Source organism: Promicromonospora iranensis (assembly GCF_028994805.1).
In the GTDB taxonomy this organism is placed as follows: Bacteria; Actinomycetota; Actinomycetes; order Actinomycetales; family Cellulomonadaceae; genus Promicromonospora; species Promicromonospora iranensis.
In genome coordinates, this window is the sequence record NZ_JAJQQP010000002.1 from 215,310 (window position 1) to 234,113 (window position 18,804).

21 protein-coding genes are annotated in these 18,804 nt (G+C 72.4%); 10 read left to right on the forward strand and 11 right to left on the reverse strand.

The window, feature by feature from the left end; translation table 11 throughout:
- The first annotated feature begins 197 nt into the window (after positions 1–197).
- Positions 198–1,871: a cytochrome bc1 complex cytochrome b subunit gene (gene qcrB / locus LUM46_RS03500; protein ID WP_274992318.1), complete on the forward strand. Its 1,674-nt coding sequence runs from the start codon at positions 198–200 to the stop codon at positions 1,869–1,871.
- Positions 1,872–1,931: 60 nt separating this feature from the next.
- On the opposite strand, the gene LUM46_RS03505 is transcribed toward qcrB, so the two are convergent.
- The 3 genes from LUM46_RS03505 to LUM46_RS03515 are packed head-to-tail and all read right to left on the reverse strand — an operon-like array spanning position 1,932 to position 4,518.
- A complete protein-coding gene (locus LUM46_RS03505) occupies positions 1,932–2,555 on the reverse strand; it encodes a cation efflux transmembrane domain-containing protein (protein WP_274992319.1) in 624 nt (207 codons plus the stop codon).
- A 53-nt stretch (positions 2,556–2,608) separates the two neighbouring features.
- Positions 2,609–3,415 (reverse strand): ABC transporter permease, encoded by an 807-nt coding sequence (locus LUM46_RS03510; RefSeq protein ID WP_274992320.1) that lies wholly within the window; start codon positions 3,413–3,415, stop codon positions 2,609–2,611.
- Positions 3,412–4,518 carry an ATP-binding cassette domain-containing protein gene (locus tag LUM46_RS03515; RefSeq protein ID WP_274992322.1) on the reverse strand — a complete coding sequence of 369 codons (1,107 nt, stop codon included), beginning with the start codon at positions 4,516–4,518 and terminating at the stop codon, positions 3,412–3,414. The genes LUM46_RS03510 and LUM46_RS03515 overlap by 4 nt, the downstream gene beginning before the upstream one ends.
- Before the next feature lie 127 nt (positions 4,519–4,645).
- On the opposite strand from LUM46_RS03515, the gene LUM46_RS03520 reads away from it, so the two are divergent.
- The gene (locus tag LUM46_RS03520; RefSeq protein ID WP_274992324.1) at positions 4,646–5,659 is read left to right on the forward strand and encodes a helix-turn-helix transcriptional regulator; all 1,014 of its coding nucleotides are present in this window, start codon (positions 4,646–4,648) and stop codon (positions 5,657–5,659) included.
- Between the two features lie 103 nt (positions 5,660–5,762).
- Positions 5,763–6,296 (forward strand): hypothetical protein, encoded by a 534-nt coding sequence (locus LUM46_RS03525; protein WP_274992325.1) that lies wholly within the window; start codon positions 5,763–5,765, stop codon positions 6,294–6,296.
- Positions 6,297–6,374: 78 nt separating this feature from the next.
- Here the strand turns inward: LUM46_RS03525 and LUM46_RS03530 are convergent, their stop codons facing one another.
- The 4 genes from LUM46_RS03530 to LUM46_RS03545 form a co-directional block, all read right to left on the reverse strand.
- Positions 6,375–7,229 (reverse strand): C40 family peptidase, encoded by an 855-nt coding sequence (locus tag LUM46_RS03530; RefSeq protein ID WP_274992327.1) that lies wholly within the window; start codon positions 7,227–7,229, stop codon positions 6,375–6,377.
- Positions 7,230–7,332: 103 nt separating this feature from the next.
- Complete coding sequence (locus tag LUM46_RS03535; RefSeq protein WP_274992328.1) at positions 7,333–7,776, reverse strand: hypothetical protein; 444 nt, start codon at positions 7,774–7,776, stop codon at positions 7,333–7,335.
- 47 nt (positions 7,777–7,823) lie between these two features.
- The gene (locus tag LUM46_RS03540) at positions 7,824–8,519 is read right to left on the reverse strand and encodes a response regulator (protein ID WP_274992329.1); all 696 of its coding nucleotides are present in this window, start codon (positions 8,517–8,519) and stop codon (positions 7,824–7,826) included.
- Positions 8,516–10,165: a sensor histidine kinase gene (locus LUM46_RS03545; RefSeq protein ID WP_274992330.1), complete on the reverse strand. Its 1,650-nt coding sequence runs from the start codon at positions 10,163–10,165 to the stop codon at positions 8,516–8,518. The genes LUM46_RS03540 and LUM46_RS03545 overlap by 4 nt, the downstream gene beginning before the upstream one ends.
- Before the next feature lie 152 nt (positions 10,166–10,317).
- Between LUM46_RS03545 and LUM46_RS03550 the strand changes: the two genes are divergently transcribed.
- The 6 genes from LUM46_RS03550 (at position 10,318) to LUM46_RS03575 (ending at position 15,853) form a co-directional block, all read left to right on the forward strand.
- A complete protein-coding gene (locus tag LUM46_RS03550; RefSeq protein WP_274992331.1) occupies positions 10,318–11,718 on the forward strand; it encodes a cation:dicarboxylate symporter family transporter in 1,401 nt (466 codons plus the stop codon).
- 107 nt (positions 11,719–11,825) lie between these two features.
- Positions 11,826–12,758 carry a class A beta-lactamase gene (gene bla, locus LUM46_RS03555; protein ID WP_274992332.1) on the forward strand — a complete coding sequence of 311 codons (933 nt, stop codon included), beginning with the start codon at positions 11,826–11,828 and terminating at the stop codon, positions 12,756–12,758.
- Between the two features lie 68 nt (positions 12,759–12,826).
- Positions 12,827–13,768, forward strand: coding sequence for an NAD-dependent epimerase/dehydratase family protein (locus tag LUM46_RS03560; RefSeq protein WP_274992333.1), 942 nt, complete (start codon positions 12,827–12,829; stop codon positions 13,766–13,768).
- A 21-nt stretch (positions 13,769–13,789) separates the two neighbouring features.
- Positions 13,790–14,194 (forward strand): ArsR/SmtB family transcription factor, encoded by a 405-nt coding sequence (locus tag LUM46_RS03565; protein WP_274992334.1) that lies wholly within the window; start codon positions 13,790–13,792, stop codon positions 14,192–14,194.
- On the forward strand, positions 14,191–14,928 hold the full coding sequence (locus tag LUM46_RS03570; protein ID WP_274992335.1) for a cation diffusion facilitator family transporter: 738 nt from the start codon (positions 14,191–14,193) through the stop codon (positions 14,926–14,928). Before LUM46_RS03565 ends, LUM46_RS03570 begins: the two co-directional genes overlap by 4 nt.
- Positions 14,921–15,853, forward strand: coding sequence for a cation diffusion facilitator family transporter (locus LUM46_RS03575; RefSeq protein WP_274992336.1), 933 nt, complete (start codon positions 14,921–14,923; stop codon positions 15,851–15,853). Before LUM46_RS03570 ends, LUM46_RS03575 begins: the two co-directional genes overlap by 8 nt.
- A gap of 55 nt (positions 15,854–15,908) precedes the next feature.
- On the opposite strand, the gene LUM46_RS03580 is transcribed toward LUM46_RS03575, so the two are convergent.
- Positions 15,909–16,529 carry a TetR/AcrR family transcriptional regulator gene (locus tag LUM46_RS03580; RefSeq protein WP_274992338.1) on the reverse strand — a complete coding sequence of 207 codons (621 nt, stop codon included), beginning with the start codon at positions 16,527–16,529 and terminating at the stop codon, positions 15,909–15,911.
- Between the two features lie 85 nt (positions 16,530–16,614).
- On the opposite strand from LUM46_RS03580, the gene LUM46_RS03585 reads away from it, so the two are divergent.
- Positions 16,615–17,046 (forward strand): nitroreductase/quinone reductase family protein, encoded by a 432-nt coding sequence (locus LUM46_RS03585; RefSeq protein WP_274992339.1) that lies wholly within the window; start codon positions 16,615–16,617, stop codon positions 17,044–17,046.
- A 20-nt stretch (positions 17,047–17,066) separates the two neighbouring features.
- Here LUM46_RS03585 and LUM46_RS03590 read toward each other — a convergent pair whose 3' ends face one another.
- From LUM46_RS03590 to LUM46_RS03600, 3 genes are all read right to left on the reverse strand, one after another.
- Positions 17,067–18,191, reverse strand: a complete 1,125-nt coding sequence (locus LUM46_RS03590; RefSeq protein WP_274992340.1) for an epoxide hydrolase family protein — start codon at positions 18,189–18,191, stop codon at positions 17,067–17,069.
- Between the two features lie 66 nt (positions 18,192–18,257).
- Positions 18,258–18,524 carry a hypothetical protein gene (locus tag LUM46_RS03595; RefSeq protein WP_274992341.1) on the reverse strand — a complete coding sequence of 89 codons (267 nt, stop codon included), beginning with the start codon at positions 18,522–18,524 and terminating at the stop codon, positions 18,258–18,260.
- Positions 18,525–18,646: 122 nt separating this feature from the next.
- Complete coding sequence (locus LUM46_RS03600) at positions 18,647–18,781, reverse strand: hypothetical protein (protein WP_274992343.1); 135 nt, start codon at positions 18,779–18,781, stop codon at positions 18,647–18,649.
- Between the last annotated feature and the right edge of the window lie 23 nt (positions 18,782–18,804).

Sequence of the window (18,804 nt, forward strand, 5' to 3'; positions counted from 1 at the left end):
ACGAGAGTCACGGTTTGATCGTGATCCGATCGTGATTCTCTTCAAATTTGGTCTAGAAGTGCTCTCCACGGGTGCTTTATCGGGGTAACCGCTGCGCTCGTGCACGCCGGCCGACGCGAGGGCGCGCGGTGGAACCGTGACCGGTCTCCGTGTCTACTGGAAAGGGTCCTTTCCATCTCCTAGCGCGGGGTGATTGCGTGGTACAGCGGCAGCGCCGACCGAACGCGGTCGGCAAAGCGGCGGACTACCTCGACCAGCGCACCTCCGTCGGCCTTGCCGTCAAGGAGTTCGCGCGCAAGGTCTTCCCGGACCACTGGTCGTTCATGCTGGGCGAGATCGCGCTGTTCTCGTTCGTCGTGCTGATCGCGTCGGGCTTCTTCCTGACGATGTTCTTCGAGCCGTCCATGGCGCTGGTGCACTACGAGGGCGAGTACCCGCCGTCGATGGAGGGCCAGCTCATGTCGGTCGCCTTCGCCTCGACCGTGGAGATGTCGTTCGAGGTCCGTGGCGGTCTGCTCATGCGGCAGATCCACCACTGGTCGGCCCTGATCTTCATGGCCTCGATCGTGGTGCACATGATGCGGGTGTTCTTCACCGGCGCGTTCCGCAAGCCGCGCGAGATCAACTGGATCGTCGGTCTCATCCTGATGATCCTGGGCCTGGCCGCCGGCTTCACCGGCTACTCGCTGCCCGACGACGTCCTGTCCGGCAACGGCCTGCGCATCACCGACGGCGTGGTCAAGGCCATCCCGGTCATCGGCGCGGAGCTGTCATACATGATCTTCGGCGGCGAATTCCCGGGTGAGCACATCATCCCGCGCCTGTTCACGCTGCACATCTTCGTGATCCCCGGCCTGCTGATCGCACTGATCGCGCTGCACCTGTTCCTCATGGTGCTGCAGAAGCACACCCAGTACCCGGGCGGCGGCCGTACCGACAAGAACGTCGTGGGCTACCCGGCCATGCCGGTGTACGTGGCCAAGATGACGGGTAACTTCTTCATCGTGGCGGGCGTGCTGGCCCTGATGGGCGCCACGATGTCGATCAACAACGTATGGAACTACGGCCCCTACGATCCGGGGGTGGTCTCCGCCGGTGCCCAGCCGGACTGGTACATGCTGTTCCTGGAGGGTGCGCTGCGGCTGATGCCCGGCGAGGGCACCGAGTGGGTCATCGCGGGGTACACACTGTCGTGGAACGTGCTGGTCCCGGCCGTGGTCGTCCCGGGCATCCTGTTCACGTTCTTGTTCGTGTATCCGTTCGTCGAGGCCCGTGTCACGCGGGACGAGCGTGAGCACCACGTGCTGGACCGGCCGCGCAACAGGCCGGTGCGCACGGGCCTGGGTGTGGCGTTCCTGACGGCGTTCATCATCCTGGCGCTGGCCGGGTCGAACGACCTCATCGCCCTGCAGTTCAGGCTGTCGATCAATGCGATCACGTGGTTCTTCCGCATCCTGTTCTTCGTGGGGCCGGTGTTCGCGTACTACATCACCAAGCGCATCTGCCTCGGGCTGCAGCGCAAGGACCGCGAGATCGTGCTGCACGGCCACGAGTCGGGCCGCATCGTCGAGCACGTCACGGGCGAGTACGTGGAGATCCACGTTCCGCCGTCCCCCGAGGAAGTCTGGTTGCGCACCGCGTACGACTCCCCGCAGCCGCTCGATACCGAGGCTGCCGTCGATGCAGGCGGTGTGCGGCGCACGGACCATCAGTCGGACAAGCGGTGGCAGAGGCTCTCCCGGTTCTTCTACGAGGACCGCGTCGCCCCCGTCACCCCGGCGGAGGTCCAGGCAGCACACCCGCACGGCAAGCACGACGAGGCCGAGGAGAGACCCGCAGGCATCAACAGCCGGCAGCGAACCCGTACCTAGTGTCCGGCTCTGGCGGCATCGGCGTGAAGCCGACGGCTCTCAGGCAGTGGAAGGTGCCGGTCAGCCGACCGGTTCGCCGTTCAGGGCCTTGGCCGCCAGGCGTTCCTCCTCGCTGACCTCCCACACCTCGTGCGCCGCGTGCAGCGCCAGCAGGATGATCGCGCAGCCGAGGACCAGGTCGGGCCACCCGGAGCCGGTCCAGACCGTGACCATCCCCATGGCGATGATCGTGACGTTCACCAGCACGTCGTTGCGGGCCGACAGGAATGCCGCGCGGCCGAGGGCGCCACCGCCGTGGTGGACCCGGGCCAGCAGCCAGGCGCTGGTCCCGTTGACGGCGATGGCCCCGAGGGACGCCAGCACGAGCGGGACGACGTCGGGCGCCGTCGGGCCGGCGAACCGCTGCACCGCCTGCCAGGCCGCTACCGCGGCCGGGCCCAGGATGATCAGCGCCATGGCCTTGCCCATCAGGGCCCGCCGGGCCAGCGGCCAGCCGAGGGCGACGAGGATCAGCACATTGATCGCGGTGTCCTCGAGGAAGTCGACGCTGTCGGCGAGCAGCGAGACCGACCCGGCGGCGAGCGCCACGGAGAGCTCGACGAAGAAGTAGGCGAAGTTGAGGGCCGCGACGACCGCCACGGTCCGCCGCAGCCGGCCCGCACGAGGATCCTGAGCGCTGTTCACGGCTGCCATTCTCCGCGTCCCTGGCTGTCCGCGTGCCCACCCGTCCGGCTCGGTCAGTCCGCCGAGCGGACCATCGCCCGGACTCCCACCACGAGTCCCAGCGCCGCGGTGGCCACCGCGGCCACCCAGCCCCAGGCCACCGCCGAGGACAGCAGGTCACCGGCGAAGGCCGCCCGGCCCGAGTCGACGACGTAGCGCAGCGGGTTCACGGACGATGCCGCCTGCATCCACGCCGGACCGTTCTCCAGGGGCAGCAGCATCCCGGACAGCATCATGACCGGGAACAGAAAGGTCTGCTGCACGACCCAGAACATCCACTCCTGCTTGCGCACCGCCAGCGCCAGCGCGTACGACAGCGAGCCGACGCCGATGCCGAGGACTGCGAGCTGCAGCAGCGTGAGCACCGTCCCGATGGGGTCCGGGCGCAGGCCGAACGGCAGCATGACCAGGACCACGATCGCCGACTGGACGACGATCGGCACCATCTCCTTCAGCGCCCGGCCCACGAGCTGCGCGGGCCGGGACAGCGGGGTGACGAGCATCCGCTCGTGCACGCCCGAGGAGAGGTCGAGCTGCAGGTTGGAGCCAGTGACCGACGTGCCGAACAGCGTGGTCATCGCCAGCACGGCGGGCACGAACCACAGCCAGACGTCGCCGCCGAGCGCATCTCCCGCGGAGCCGGCCAGGAGCGGGCCGAACAGTCCGAGGAACACGAGCGGCTGCACCAGGCCGAAGACGAGGGAGAACGGGTCGCGCACCACCGGCTGGAGCTCGCGGACCAGGACGATCCGGGTGTCGCGCAGAAAGCTGCGGCGGGGGAGGGGCCGGGCGGTGCCGGGGGTCAGGGTCGCGGCGCTCATGCCAGGACCTCCTTCGTGATCGAGCTGTCGTGGGTCGAGCTGTCCTTGGCCGAGCTGTCCTTGGCCGAGCCGCCTTCGGTCGCGTCGACGACCGCCGTCTCCCGCAGGCTGCGGCCGGTGAGGCCCAGGAACACGTCGTCCAGCGTGGGTCGTGTGACGTCCACGCGACTCACGGCCACGCCTGCGTCGTCCGCCGCGCGGAGCAGCCCTGGCGTGGCGCCGGGACCGTCGGCGGTGCGGATCTCCACGGTGCTTGCTCCGCCCGCAGAGCCGACATCCGTAGAGCCGGCACCCGCAGAGCCCGCACCAGGCAGGACGTGGACCGACCGCGTGCCGGACGCGCGCTCCGCGATGCCGGCCAGCGTCGCCGCGTGCTCGGGCGCGACCCGGAGCGTCACGAGGTCGCCCGCCAGCTCGGCCTTCAGGGCGTCGGCGGTGTCGTCCGCGATGACCTGCCCGTGGTCCACCACGATCACGCGCTCGGCGAAGGTGTCCGCCTCGTCCAGGTAGTGCGTGGTGAGCACGATCGTCATGGGCTCGGCCGCCGCGGTCCGCATCCGGAGGATGTGCTCCCACAGGTTGGCGCGGTTGTGCGGGTCCAGGCCCGTCGACGGCTCGTCGAGGAACAGCAGCGACGGCTCGTGGACCAGCCCGACGGCCACGTCGAGGCGACGCTTCTGGCCGCCCGACAGGCTTTCGACCTTGCGGTCGGCCTGCTCGGTCAGGTCCAGGGCCTCGATCAGCTCCGCGGCGCGGCTCCGGGCCGTGCGCCGGTCGAGGCCGTAGATCTCGCCCTGGGTGACGAGCTCGTCGCGGACCAGCTGGGAGGCGCCGCCGGCGCCGCCCTGGCCCACGTAGCCGATGGCCGCGCGGACCCGGTCGGGGTGGGTGACGACGTCGTACCCGGCGACCTCCGCCGTGCCCGACGTCGGCGGGATGAGCGTGGTCAGCATGCGCAGCGTCGTGGTCTTGCCGGCGCCGTTGGGGCCGAGCACGGCCACCAGCTCGCCGGGCTCGACGTCGAGCGAGATGCCGCGCACGGCATGCACTGTGCGGGTGCGGCTCACCACGAAGTCCTTGGTGAGCGCTCGGGTGCGGATCACGGTGTCTCCTTCTTGCGGTCTGGTTCGTCCGACTGGCTCGTCCGACGGGTTCCTGCCTGGTTACGTGTCCCACTCTTGCGGCAGTAGCGGTCAGTTCCTGGCCTCTACTGCGTGCGATGCTGCCTTCATGCTCGAAACTTCCGGACGACTCCTCGCGCTCCTGTCCCTCCTCCAGGCGCGCCGGGACTGGCCGGGCGCGCTCCTTGCCGACCGGCTGGGCGTGAGCCCTCGCACGGTGCGGCGCGACGTCGACCGCCTGCGGGAGCTCGGCTATCCCGTCAACGCCACCAAGGGGCCCGACGGCGGCTACCGCCTCGACGCCGGCGCCGAGCTGCCGCCGCTGCTCTTCGACGACGAGCAGGCGGTCGCCGTCGCCGTCGCGTTGCGCACCGGGACCATCCCCGGGGCCGAGGAAGGAGCGCTGCGGGCGCTGGCCACCATCCGGCAGGTCATGCCGGCCCGGCTCCGGGCACGGCTCGATGCGCTCGAGGTGACCACCGTGCGACGTCGGACCGGGACGACGGGCACCGCCGAGCCGGTCGTGGACCCTGACGTGCTCCTCGCGCTCGGTTCCGCGTGCCAGGCTCGCGAGGTCGTGCGGTTCGACTACGAGGGCGGCACGATGGCCGCCATCGGCGAGGGCGAGAACGCGTTCCGGCCGCCCCGGCGGGTCGAGCCGCACCACCTCGTGACGTCGGACGGGCGGTGGTACCTCGTCGCCTTCGACCTCGACCGCGACGACTGGCGCCTCTTCCGGGTGGACCGGATGAGGCTCCGGACCGGGACCGGGCCGCGGTTCACCTTCCGGGAGGTGCCCGGTGGCGACGTGGCCGGCTTCGTCGGCTCCCGGATCAGCGGGTCGCCGTCGCCCGTGCGGGGTGAGGTCGTGCTCCACGCGCAGGCCGAGCACGTCGCGCCCTGGGTCGGCGCCCAGGGCCTGTGCGAGCCGCTGCCCGACGTCGACGGCGAGCCCCGGTGCCGGGTGGTGCTCGGCTCGTGGTCGTGGGGCGGCCTGGCCGGGCGGTTCGGGGCCTTCGACGTGCCGTTCGAGGTCGAGGGGCCGCCCGAGCTGGTCGAGGCGGTCCGCGTGCTGGCCACCCGGTACGGGGCGGCGGCACCGGACGTCATCCCCACGCAGTAGGTTGTGCGCGTCTCCCCGGAGACACAGCAGACAGAACAGACACCACAGACACCACAGACATCACGGCACCACAGCCACAGCCGGCCCAACAGAGAGCGTGCGCATGACGAACCTGTCCGACTTCAGCGAGGACGAGCTCACCCAGATCCTGGACGCCCCCGGATCAGTGCTGAAGGGTGCCACGCTCGCCGACGGCAGGCCCGGGGCGATCCGGTTCATCCGGGAGACCGCGAGTGGCGCCAAGGTGTTCCGGGAGGCACAGGAGCACGAGAACGACTTCATCCGGTCGGTGGCGGTCGCGTTGCGGGACAGGATCAAGGACCAGGAAGCGGCCGAGCTGTCCCCGGCCGCGAAGGTCGGCACGCCGGCCGGGGTGGCCGTGCCGGAGGATCCGCGCCCGGACCCGGAGCGCGACACGGCGAAGGCCGTCGAGCTGACCGCAGCCGCGATCGCCGTGCTGCGCGAGCGGGCGGACCCGAAGGACCTGGACGCGTACGGGGAGTGGCTGCTCCGGATCGCGACGGAGGTCGCCAGGGCCACCAGCTCCAAGGAGGGCGGCTTCTTCAGCAAGCGGGTGGCGGTCAGCGAGGGCGAGCAGGCCTACCTCGACCGGCTCACGGCGGCGATCCGCGGCTGAGCCACCGCTGAGCCGGCGGTGACGCGCCCGGGGCAGGGGGCTGGTGGCCCTGCCCCGGACGCGGGTCGGACGTGGCGGTCAGCCGACGCGGATGAACGTCGGGTTGGACTGCCAGATGCTCGAGTACCGGACACTCTGCCCCGGCACGGGGGCCTCGACCTGCATGCCGTCGCCCGCGTAGATGGCGATGTGCCCGGGGCTCCAGATCAGGTCGCCCGGCTGCGCCTCGGACCACGAGACGACCGTCCCGGCGTACCGCTGCTCCGAGGACGTGCGCGGCAGGTCGATGCCGACCTGGGCGAACACGTAGGACGTGAACCCGGAGCAGTCGAAGCCCGAGGGTGTGCTGCCCGCCCACAGGTACGGCACGCCGAGGTACCGCATCGCGATGGACACCACGGCGGAGCCCGCTGCGGACTCCGGGATCGCCGCGGCTGCCGCTGCCGCTGCCGCTGCCTCGGCCTCCGCTGCCGCCGCGGCCGCGGCCTCGGCGGCGAGCTCGGCCTGGTACTCCTCGTTCTCGGCCGCGGAGACGACGGACACTGCCGCCGACTCGGTCCTCAGCTCCGCGTCCGCGGCGACGGTGACCATCGGTGCGGCAGCGACCGCCTCCCTGGCCTGCGCGGTCAGGGCGTCGAGGTGAGCGACGTCGAGCTTCGCCGAGACGACGTCGGTGCTCGGCGCGGCCTGCGCCGGGGTGCTGACGAGGGACATCAGCAGGCCGGAGCCCGCTGCAGCCACGGCGCCGCGCCGCACGACGACCGCCAGCTGAGCGGTGGCGGTCAGGGCGAGGGGTGCCAAGGTCGCCCGGCGGGCGGCTCGGTGCCGGCCACGGCCCGGGGAGGGGACGACGGAGGAGACCGCCGGAGCGACCGTCTGGACGGTCGTGGGGTACGCCGTGCGGGACGGCGCGGGAACGGTGTTGCGCTCCATGGAGGGGACTGACCTTTCTGCTCGGGGTAGAACCACACACGCGGGCCCCTGGGTGGGCGCGCGCGAACGGTCGACGCCAGGGGCGCCGACTGCGTGCGGTGTTCTACGTCCGAGAGATCCCGAGCGCGTGCAACGACGGGGCGGTGCCCGCCGTCGTCGTGGGGAGCGCCCAGCGGGCGACCAGCGCCCAGACCGGTACCAGGCGCATGGCCACCGACCGGTTCGGGGTGGTCAGGGCCAGCAGCACGACCAGCGCCAGGAGGCACAGCGCCGCGGCGTCGTGGTGGTCACCGCAGCCGCCGTCCGAGCACCCGGCCTCGCGCGGGTGGTCGTGCGGGGCCGCGCCGACGTGGGTGTGCGTGCTGCTCGGGTCGGCCGTCAGATGGTGGTCGGCCACGGCGACCACGGGCGTGCTGTGCACGTCCGACCCACCGCTCGTGGCGTGCACGAACATGACGCCGACCGCCAGCATCATGATCACCAGGACGCGCGCAGGGCCGCGCCGGCGAGCGGCGAGCAGCGAGCGGAACAGGATCATCAGGCGCATGACGCCCACCAGGATAGCCACATCACGGACCGGTCACGGTCACGCGCTCAGGCCTGCCGTGCCCGGGCGTACTCGAGCTCCGGCCTGCCGCGTGCCCCGTAGCGCGGCGCCCGCGAGGCGACGCCGTGGTCCGCGAGGAACTCCAGGTAGCGGCGTGCGGTGATGCGTGCGAGGTGGAGCTCGTCCGCCACCTCGCTCGCCGACAGCGCGCCGGCCTGCCGGGCCAGCAGGTCGGAGACGGCATCGAGGGTGTCCTGGGAGAGGCCCTTCGGGAGCCCCGCGGCGTTGGACGTCCGCAGCGCCGCGAACGCCGTGTCCACCTCACGCTGGCTGAGCGTGGAGACCGGCGTCCGCATCTGCTCGAAGTACTTGCGGTACGCGCCGAGCTTCTCGGCGAACAGCCCGAACACGAAGGGCTTGATCAGGTACTGCACGACGCCGATGGCGACCGCCTCGCGCACCGTCTCGAGCTCGCGGGCCGCTGTCACCGCGATGACGTCCACCACCAGGCCGGCCGCGCGCAGCTGCCGGCACAGCACCAGGCCGTGCCGGTCGGGCAGGTTCATGTCCAGCAGGAGCAGGTGCACCTCCGCGCCCGCGGCCTGGGCGTCACGCAGCGCGCGCACGGTCTCGCTCGCCGTGTGCACCACCCCGGCCACCTCGAAGCCCGCCACCCGCCGCACGTACTCGCCGTGCGCCTCCGCCGTGCGGTGGTCGTCCTCCACCACCAGGACCCGGATCACGGGCGCACCCGCCCGGCGACGGCGGGCGAGCGCGGCAGCGTGACGGTGAAGACCGCCCCGGCGCCGTCGGAGACCTCGAGGCCGCCGCCGAGGCTCTCCACCACCTGGCGCACGAGCGCCAGCCCGTAGCCGCGCCCGCCGGCCGCCGCGTCCTTGGTGCTCCAGCCGTGGTCGAAGATGCGCTCGCGGTCGGCGTCGGCGATGCCGGACCCGCTGTCGGAGACCTGGAACACCAGCGAGCCGTCGTCGCCGTTGGCGAGGTAGACCTCCACCCACGCCTCGTCCGGCGCGCCCTCCAGGGCGCGCGCCGCCGCGGCGTCGATCGCGTTGTCGATCAGGTTGCCCAGGACCGTCACGACATCCACGGGCTCCAGCCAGTGCGTGCCGGGCGCGAGGTGCGTCTCGAAGTGCATCTCCACGGCGCGCTCGCGCGCCTGCGCCGCCTTGCCGAGCACGAGGGCCGCGATGACGGGCTCCTCGATCGCCTGCACCACGCGGTCCGTGAGCCGCTGCCCCAGGTCCCGCTCGCTCGCGACGAAGCGCAGCGCCTCGTCGCTGCGGCCCAGCTCGATGAGGGTGGCGATGGTGTGCAGCCGGTTACTGAAGTCGTGGGTCTGGGCCCGCAGCGCCTCGGAGATGGTGCGCACCGACGACAGCTCGCCGGTGACCCGCTGCAGCTCGGTCCGGTCCCGCAGGGAGACGATCTCGCCCACGTTCCGGCCGGCCGCCGCGGCGGTGTCGCGGCCCACGAGCAGCACCCGGTCGCCCACCCGCACCGGCCCCTCGGGCGTCGCGCCGCCGAGCACGTCGCGGACGGCGGGGGACAGGCGGAGGTCGGCCACCGCGAACGGCGCCGCCAGGTCCGGGACGTCGAGCAGGCGCAGCGCCTCGTCGTTGGCCAGCACCACCGTGCCGTCCTCGACCAGCAGCATGCCCTCCTCGACCGAGTGCAGCACCGCCTCGTGCGCGGTGAACAGGTGCGCGAGCTCGTCCGGCCCCTTGCTCTCGGTGATCCGGTCCAGCCGCCGCGCGAGCAGCGTCGCGGCGACCGCGCCCGTCCCGAACGCCAGCAGCGTGCCGATCCCGACGATGACCAGGCGGGGCACGATGCTGTCCCACAGCCGGTCGAGGGTCACCCCGGCGGACACCAGGCCGACCACCTCGCCGTCGTCGGCCACCACGGGGACCACGGCGCGCACGGACGGGCCGAGCGTGCCCTCGTAGACCTCCGTGAACGTCTCGCCCCGCAGCGCGGGGGCGGTGGTGCCGACGAACGGGCGGCCGATCTGCCAGTCGTTGCGGTGCGTGTAGCGCGTCCGGTCCGTGTCCAGGACGGTCAGGTAGTCGATGCCGGTCGCCGCCATCACCCGCTCGGCGTACGGCTGCAGCTCGCCCGACGCGTCGGCGACCGAGCCCGCACGGTCCGTCGCCGCGGCGTCGTGCGCCCGGGCCACCGTGTCGATCACCAGCGCCTCCGCCGCGACGGTGGCCGCCAGGTCGGTGCTCTCCTCGGCGGCGTGCGTCTCGGCCGAGGCCCGGGCGTCGAGCGCCAGCAGCCCGAACACGACGACGGCACCGGCGAACAGCAGCGCGGTGTGCACCGCGAGGAACCACCTCGCGATGCTCGCCCCTCGTCGCTGCGTCACCGACCCATTGTGGCGCGTGCCCGCGCGCCCGCCGTCCGCCCGGACGAACGGCTCGAGAACAGAGCCGAGAACACTATGTACGCAATGGTGGGTTCGACCGGGACCGCCAGCACTCTTGCAGCTGACCACACAGCGTTGTGAGAGGAAGAACCATGGCGGTAACGAAGCCCGCCGGCGCCGGGACCACCCCGCGCCGCCGGCTCGACAAGAGTCACTACCTGTACATCGCGGTGATCGTCGCCGTCGTCGCCGGCGTCATCGTCGGCCTGGCGTCCCCCGGCACCGGAGTGGCGCTGAAGCCGCTCGGTGAAGGGTTCGTCGACCTGATCAAGATGATGATCTCGCCGGTGATCTTCTGCACCATCGTGCTGGGCATCGGGTCCATCGCGAAGGCGGCGACGGTCGGCCGGGTGGGCGGCCTCGCGCTGCTCTACTTCCTCGTCATGTCCACGTTCGCCCTCGTGATCGGCCTGGTCGTCGGCAACCTGCTGCATCCCGGCGAGGGCCTGTCCGTCACCGGCACCACCTACGAGGCCGAGGGCGAGGCATCGTCCCTGGTGGACTTCGTGCTCGGGATCATCCCCACCACTCTCGTCTCGCCGCTCACCGGTGAGTCCGTGCTGCAGACCCTGTTCGTGGCGCTGCTGGTCGGCTTCGCCATCCAGCAGCTCGGCGCTCGCGGCCGGCCGGCCCTGGAGGCGGTGCGGCTGATCCAGGCGATCGTCTTCCGCGTCCTGACGATGATCCTGTGGGTGGCACCGGTCGGCGCGTTCGGCGCCATCGCGGCGGTCGTCGGCGAGACCGGCTGGGGCGCCGTCGTCCAGCTGGGCACGCTGATGCTCGGGTTCTACGTGACGTGCGTCCTGTTCATCGTGCTCGTGCTCGGCACCGTCCTGAAGCTCGTGTCCGGCGTGAACATCTTCCTGCTCATGAAGTACCTGGCGCGGGAGTACCTGCTGATCGTCAGCACGTCCTCGTCCGAGGCCGCCCTGCCGCGCCTGATCTCGAAGATGGAGCACCTGGGCGTGTCCAAGCCGGTGGTCGGCATCACGGTGCCGACCGGGTACTCGTTCAACCTGGACGGCACGGCCATCTACCTCACCATGGCGTCCCTGTTCATCGCGTCCGCCCTGGGGACCCCGCTGTCCGTGCCCGAGCAGATCGGCATGCTCGTCTTCATGATCATCGCCTCGAAGGGCGCTGCCGGCGTCACCGGCGCCGGTCTGGCGACCCTCGCCGGCGGCCTGCAGACCTACCGCCCCGACCTGGTCGACGGCGTCGGGATCATCGTGGGCATCGACCGCTTCATGTCCGAGGCGCGCGCCCTGACCAACTTCACCGGCAACGCCGTCGCCACGGTGGTCATCGGCACGTGGACCAAGGAGATCGACCGCGACCGGGTGAGCGCGGTCCTCTCAGGCGGCCTCCCGTTCGACGAGAGCGCGATGGACGACCCGCACGGCGCTCCCGCCGCCGAGGATCCCGCCGGCCGCCGCGCCGACGGGCAGAACACCGGCTCCCGGGAGAAGGTGGTCGAGCCGGCCGCGGTCTGAGGACCGCGGACCTACCGGCGGCGGTCCAGGCACTCTGGGGGTGCCTGGACCGCCGTCCTTCCCGTGCCCGACGGCGGCCGCCGCGCCCGGGCGGCAGACTGGACAACATGCATCCGATCCTGCGACGGCTGGCGCCGCTGGTCGCCTCTGCCGCCCTCGTCCTGACCGCCTGCACACCCGGCGCCGCCGACCCCGCGCCGAGCTCGACGACCCCGGCGTCCTCCGGACCGACGGCCTCGGACCCACCAGCCCCGGCGGTCGACGTCACCGCGGGGATCACCCGCCTCGAGGAGAAGTACGACGCCGTGGTCGGGCTGTACGCGGTGGACACCGGCACCGGGACGGAGGCGACCCACCGCGCGGACCGCCGGTTCGCGTACGCCTCCACGTTCAAGGCGCTGGCGGCGGGGGCCGTCCTGGAACGCAGCAGCCCGGAGGAGCTGGAGCGGGTCGTCACCTACGACGCCGGCGACCTTCAGGAGTACTCGCCGGTGGCCGAGCAGCACGTCGACGAGGGCATGACGATGTACCAGGTCATCGACGCCGCCGTGCAGCAGAGCGACAACACGGCGGGCAACCTGCTGCTCGACGCGCTGGACGGCCCGGCCGGTCTGGAAGCCGCGCTGCGCGCGATCGGGGACGAGACCACGATGCCCGCGCGCTACGAGCCCGAGCTCAACGACGTGGCTCCCGGGGACGAGCGGGACACCAGTACGGCCCGGGCCCTTGCCCACGACCTGCGCGCCTACGGCCTGGGGGACGTGCTCGACGACGACGCAAGGGCAACCTTCGTGGAGACGCTGCGCGGTAGCGTCACCGGCGACGAGGCCATCCGCGCCGGCGTGCCGGACGGCTGGGTGGTGGGCAGCAAGACCGGTACCTCGGGGAACGGCGGCCGCAACGACATCGGCCTGCTCTGGCCGCCCGACGGCGAGCCGGTGGTGCTGGCGGTCCTCACCGAGAGCGAGGACCGCGAGGCGGAGCCCGACGACGCCCTCCTGGCGGAGGTCACAGCGGTCGCCGTCGAAGCCCTCGGCTGACGCCGCTTCCCACCTGGCCGGCGAGCACCAGGTACCTGCACGACGAACAGGGATGGCACCCTGAGCCCATGACCACGCATCTCGTCGTCGGCGCAGGGCCCGTCGGCGCCGCCCTCGCGCACCGGCTGTCCCAGGCCGGGCGCACCGTCCGGGTGGTGACCCGCTCCGGCAGCGGGCCCGACCTTCCCCGTGTCCAGCGGCTCGCGCTGGACGCGACCGACGCCCCGGCGCTCGCCGCGGCCGCCCGCGGCGTCGGTGTCGTGTACAACTGCGCGAACCCCGGGCCGTACCCGGAGTGGGAGCGCGGCTGGCCGCCGCTGGCGAAGTCCGTGCTCCAGGCGGCCGAGGCCTCCGGCGCGGTGCTCGTCAGCCTCGGGAACCTCTACGGCTACGGGCCGGTCGACGGGCCGATGACGCGCCACCGGCCGCTCGCGCCGTCGGGCATCCTGGGCGAGGTCAGGGCGCAGGTCTGGCAGGACGCGCTCGCGGCGCACCAGGCCGGACGCGTGCGTGTCACGGAGGCGCGCGCCTCGGACTACATCGGGCCGACGGTGCCCGCCTCGCACGGGCTGCTGCCCAGGTATGCGGCGTCGACGCTGGCCGGGAAGACGGCGGCGGTCGTGGCGGACCCCGACCAGCCGCACACCTGGACCGCCGTCGACGACGTGGTCTCCACGCTGATCGCGCTCGGCGCCGACGACCGGGCCTGGGGCTCGCCGTGGCTCGTGCCGTCGAACCCGCCGGCATCCGTCCGTGAGGTGCTGCGCGAGCTCGGGTCGCGGGCCGGCACGGGGGAACCCCGGCTGCGGCAGGTGCCGCGCGTCGCGCTGCGGGCCGGCGGCCTCGCGATGCCGCTGGTGCGGGAGGCGCTGGGGGTGCTCTATCAGTTCGACAGGCCGTTCGTCGCGGACGCCGCGGAGACGAGCAGCGTGCTCGGCGTCCGCCCGACGCCGTGGCGGTCCGTGCTGGACACCACGGCGCCCGCCTGGCGCGCCCGCGCGAAGCCCTGACCCGGCTGTTAGCATCGCCGTATGGCGATGACAGAGACATATGGCGATCATGCCCCGGATGGTCCCGCGGCGATGGCGGTGGCGGCCTGCCTGTTCCACGGGTTCTCGGACCCGTCGCGGCTGGCGATCCTGCGGCACCTCGCTCTCGGTGAGCATCGCGTGGTCGACCTGACCGGGCACCTGGGCCTTGCGCAGTCCACGGTGTCCAAGCACCTGGCCTGCCTGCGGGACTGCGGGCTGGTCGAGTCCCGGCCGCAGGGCCGGGCATCCGTGTTCTCGCTGACCCACCCGGAGGCGACGCTCGCAGTCCTCGAGTCCGCCGAGCGGCTCCTCGGGCTGACCGGCGACGCCGTGGCGCTGTGCCCGGTCTACGGGGTCGACGGCTCCGCGGCGCACGCGCCCGTGCCCGAAGGTGCGGTGTCGTGAGCTCGCAGCCGCAGCCGGCTCCCGAGATGCGGCCGCACGTGCAGCCCGACCCGCAGGCGACGGAGCGGCTGACGCGGCGTGGTCTGCGGCTGGCCCAGTTCACCGTCGCCTACAACGTCGTCGAGGGTGTCGTCGCGATCACCGCGGGCGTCCTGGCCGGGCTGGTCTCGGTGATCGGGTTCGGCATCGACTCCGGCATCGAGTCGATCTCTGCGGTGCTGGTGGGCCTGCGCCTGTCCGCGCGGCTGCGGCACGGCGCGGCGGACGAGCGCAAGGAGCGGATCGCGCTGCGGCTCGTCGCGATCACGTTCTTCCTGCTCGCGGGCTACGTCACCGTCGAGGGCGTCCGCAGCCTCGTGGTCGGCGAGACCCCGGAGGGCTCGCCGGTCGCCGTCGGGCTGCTGGTCGCGTCGCTCGTCGTCATGCCGCTCCTGGCCGAGGCCAAGCGCCGTGTCGGAGTGGCCCTCGCCGACCCGCTGATCCTGGCCGACGCCGCCGAGACCCGGATCTGCGTGCTGCTCTCCGTGTCCACGCTGGCGGGCCTCTTCGTCTTCGCGCTGACCGGGGCCGGCTGGGTGGACGCAGTGGCCGGGTTCGTGATCGCGGCGTTCGCCATCCACGAGGGTCGCGAGGCGTGGGAGGGCGAGCTGGAGCATGATCACAGCCAGGGCCATCACCAGCACACCGATCATGACCACGACACCGACCACGGAAAGACTGCCGTCGATGACTGACCACCAGCACCACCACGGCGCCCACGGCGGGGCGGGGGACGAGAGCAGCCGGCGGCGTCTGGCGGTCGCGTTCGGGATCACGGCGACCGTCTTCGTGGCGCAGGCCGTCGGGGCCGTGCTCACGGGCAGCCTCGCGCTCCTCGTCGACACCGCGCACATGCTGACCGACGTCGCGGGCCTGGCCATCGCGCTGTTCGCCGCGTCGCTCGCGCTACGGCCGCCGTCGCCGCGCCGGACGTGGGGGTTCCTGCGGGCCGAGGTCCTGGCCGCGCTGGCCCAGGCCGCCGTGCTGCTCGCCGTCGGTGTCTACGCACTGGTTGAGGGGGTGGGCCGCCTGGTCGGTCCGACGCAGGCGCCCGGCCCTGGCCTCCTGGTGTTCGGCGTCGTGGGCCTGGTCGGGAACGTCGTGGCGCTGCTGGTGCTGGCGGGCGGCAGGTCGGCGTCGCTGAACCTGCGCGCCGCGTTCCTGGAGGTGGTGAACGACGCGCTCGGGTCGGTGGCCGTGATCGTGGCCGCCGTCGTGATCGCGACCACCGGCTGGCAGCGGGCCGACGCCGTCGCCGGGCTGGCCATCGCCGTCCTGATCCTGCCCCGGGCCGCCAAGCTGCTGGTCGACTCGGCGAACGTGCTGCTGGAGTCCACGCCCGCGGGGATCGACCTGGAACAGGTCCGGGCCCGGCTGCTCGAGGTGGAGAACGTCGAGGCGGTGCACGACCTGCACGCCTCCCTCGTCGCCACCGGCGTGCCGACCATCAGCGCGCACGTCGTGGTGCGGGACGCCTGCTTCCGCGACGGGCACGCGCCCCCGGTCCTGGACGCCCTGCAGCGGTGCGTCGCCACCGAGTTCGACGTGTCCGTGGAGCACTCGACCTTCCAGCTCGAGCCGGCCGAGCACGCGCGGCACGAGGCGCCGACGCACGCGTGACGCGGGGCGGGACGACGTCGGACCGGCACCGACCTGGGCCGCGTCGCGACGCCGGTCAGCCCGCCGTCGTGCCCGTCGAACCGCAGACGCGCTCGACCAGGTAGCGCCAGCCCACCTCGAAGCGGGCGGTGAGCGCGGACCGGTCCTGCTCGGGGGCGTCGAGGAGCTGGAGCAGGAGCGGCGCCTCCAGCGCGGACGCGAGCTGGCCGGTGAGCACGTCGACGTCGGCGCCCGGCAGGTCGAGCTCGCGCAGCAGCACCCGGATGTGGATCTGGGACATCGGCGGGCGCCGGCCGCCCGGCCGGCGGCCCTCGGTCGCGGCGCGGGCGATGTCCTCGTTCTCCGTGAGGAAGCGGATGCGGGCGGACCCGTAGGCGGTGAGGCGGTCGACCGGCGCAGCTCCGGGGCCGAGCGGCGGCGGGCCCGAGAGGATCTCGTGCTGCAGCGCACGCTCGTTGTCGTCCAGGAGCGCCTGGAAGATGCCCGCCCTGGTCCCGAACCGCCGGAACACCGTGCCCTTGCCCAGCCCGGAGCGCTCGGCGAGCCGGTCCATCGTGAGGCTGTCCGGTCCCGCCTCGGACAGGAGCTCGCGGGCGGTGGTGAGCAGCCGCTGACGGTTGCGCGCCGCGTCGGCGCGCTCGGGGTGCGGGGGACCCCAGGACAGCGGTGAACTCATTCCCGGATGCTATCGGGAATCGCGTAAGCGGGGTAAAGTCCGCTTATGTCGACCGGCATGGCCGACCGAGACTGTGGAGGATGAGATGGCAGACATGAACAGCGAGGTCATCGACGCGTTCCGCGCCAACGCGGGCGTGCTGGGTGACGACATCGCGGGCGGGCACTTCACCGGCAAGCGCCTGGTGCTGCTGCACCACGTGGGCCGGGTCAGCGGCACGGAGCGCGTGACCCCGCTCGTGGCCGCGACCGACGGCGACGCGTACCTCGTCGTCGGGTCCTTGGGCGGCGCGCCCAAGGACCCCGCGTGGGTGGCGAACATCGAGGACGGTCCCGGCGAGACCACCATCGAGGTTGGCGACACGACGCTTCGCGTGGCCACCACCGTGGTGCGGCCCGGGCAGCCCGACTGGGAGCGCCTCTACGGCATCTGGGCCGAGTACTGGCCGGACGCCAAGGAGTACGAGAAGAAGACGGACCGCCCGTTCCCGGTCATCCGGCTCGAGCCCCAGGCCTGATCTCCCGGTCGGCCCTCGCCTCAGCCGACCGAGCGGACGAACTCCCGCACGCGCGCCGCCATCTCGGCCGGCACCTCGGCGACCGTGAAGTGACCGCCCTCCTCGAGACGGTCGAACACGCGCAGGTCGAGATAGTGGCGGCGTGCGAGCACCTCGGGGTAGGCCGCCTCGTGCCGCTGGATCAGCACGGCGGCGGGCACGGTCGTGGGCGGGATCGGGTCCGGCTGGTCGGCGCCCTCGTAGTACGGCCGGAACGACGATCCGATCGTCTGGGTGGCCCAGTAGATCGTCGCCTCCGTGAGGATGCGGTCGCGGGAGATGCGGCGTTCTACCGCCCGCGGATCGCCCGGCGGCGTGTCGCTCCACTCGACCAGCTTCTCAGCGAGCCACCTCAGCAGGCCCGCGGGCGAGTCGTTGAGTGCCGTCGCGAGGGTGTCGGGCCGGGTGGCCTGCACGTGGCCGTAGGCGCCTTCGGTCTGGTGCTTCGCGGCGATGCCGTCGAAGAACTCCGTGACCTCGGGGTCGTCGAGGGCGGCGCGCTCCTCGCTGGTGGGGAAGTGGGCGTGCGTGGCCACGATCCCTGCCACCTGCTCGGGGTAGCGGGCGGCGATGAGGTCGCTGACGTTCGCGGTGACGTCCTCGCCGTACGTGAAGTACCGGTCGTAGCCCAGCACGTCCGTCATCAGCGCGTGCATGGTGGCGGCCAGCCGCTTCTCCGACATCGGCCCGGCGGCGTACGGCGAGGAGAAGCCGAACCCGGGCAGGCTCGCGACCACCACGTCGAGGTCGGGCAGCAGGTCGGCGAAGTCGAGCTGCAGCGCGAACGTGTGCGGCCAGCCGTGCAGCACCAGGAGCGCCGGGGCATCCGGCCGGTCCGAGCGCAGATGGGCGAAGTGCAGGTCGACGTCGCCGACCTCGGCGACGAACTGCGGGTGCTCGTTCAGCCAGGCCTCTCTCGCGCGCCAGTCCCAGCTGATCCAGTGGTCGACGAGCTCGCGCAGGTACCCCGCGGTCATGCCCGACGCCGGGCGCCGGGGCGAGTCGTCCGGGATCCGGCTCCGGGCGAGGCGCTCACGCAGATCGGTGAGGACCTGGTCGGGGACGTGGACCGTGAAGGGGCGTGGTGCGGTCAGCGGCTCGCTCATGAGGACGACGCTATGTCGAGCCACTGACATCGGCCGGGCGGTCCTGCCGCCCGGGAGGCCCGTGGCCTACGGGGTCGGTGGTGCGGCCCGCTCGAGGAGCGCCTGGGTCGCGGCGTCGACGTTCTTCACGAGCTTGTGCACCCCGTCGAGGAAGATGACGAGGCCGACCAGGAAGAGCACCACCCCGATGATCACGGCCAGCGCTGAGACGGCGGGGCCCCACAGGGCGAGCAGAGCCCCCAGGATCAGCCCGCCCAGACCGAGAGTGATCGGACCGGCGGACCGGTGGGCCGTCGTCGGCCAGGGCTTCGCCGGCTGTGTCGCGTCGGTCATGCCTCACATCGTCGTGGCCGGCGAACGCCCTGGCCAGAGGCTGGACGGGTGAAACCCGCCGGCAGGTCGGCCGCAGTCGCGGCTCTCGCCGGAAGGGCTGGCGTCATCGCCGACACAACCCATCAGGGGGCCTCGTGTGGTGGGTCGGCGGGCGGCAGCTCGAGGGTCCGGACCGGCTCCTCGTTGCCCGCCCGGTCGGTGGCGGTGAACTCGATGACCTGGGACTCGTCGCCCAGAACGTGTCCGGTCCCTTCCACCGGATGCTGTCCACGCCGGAGAC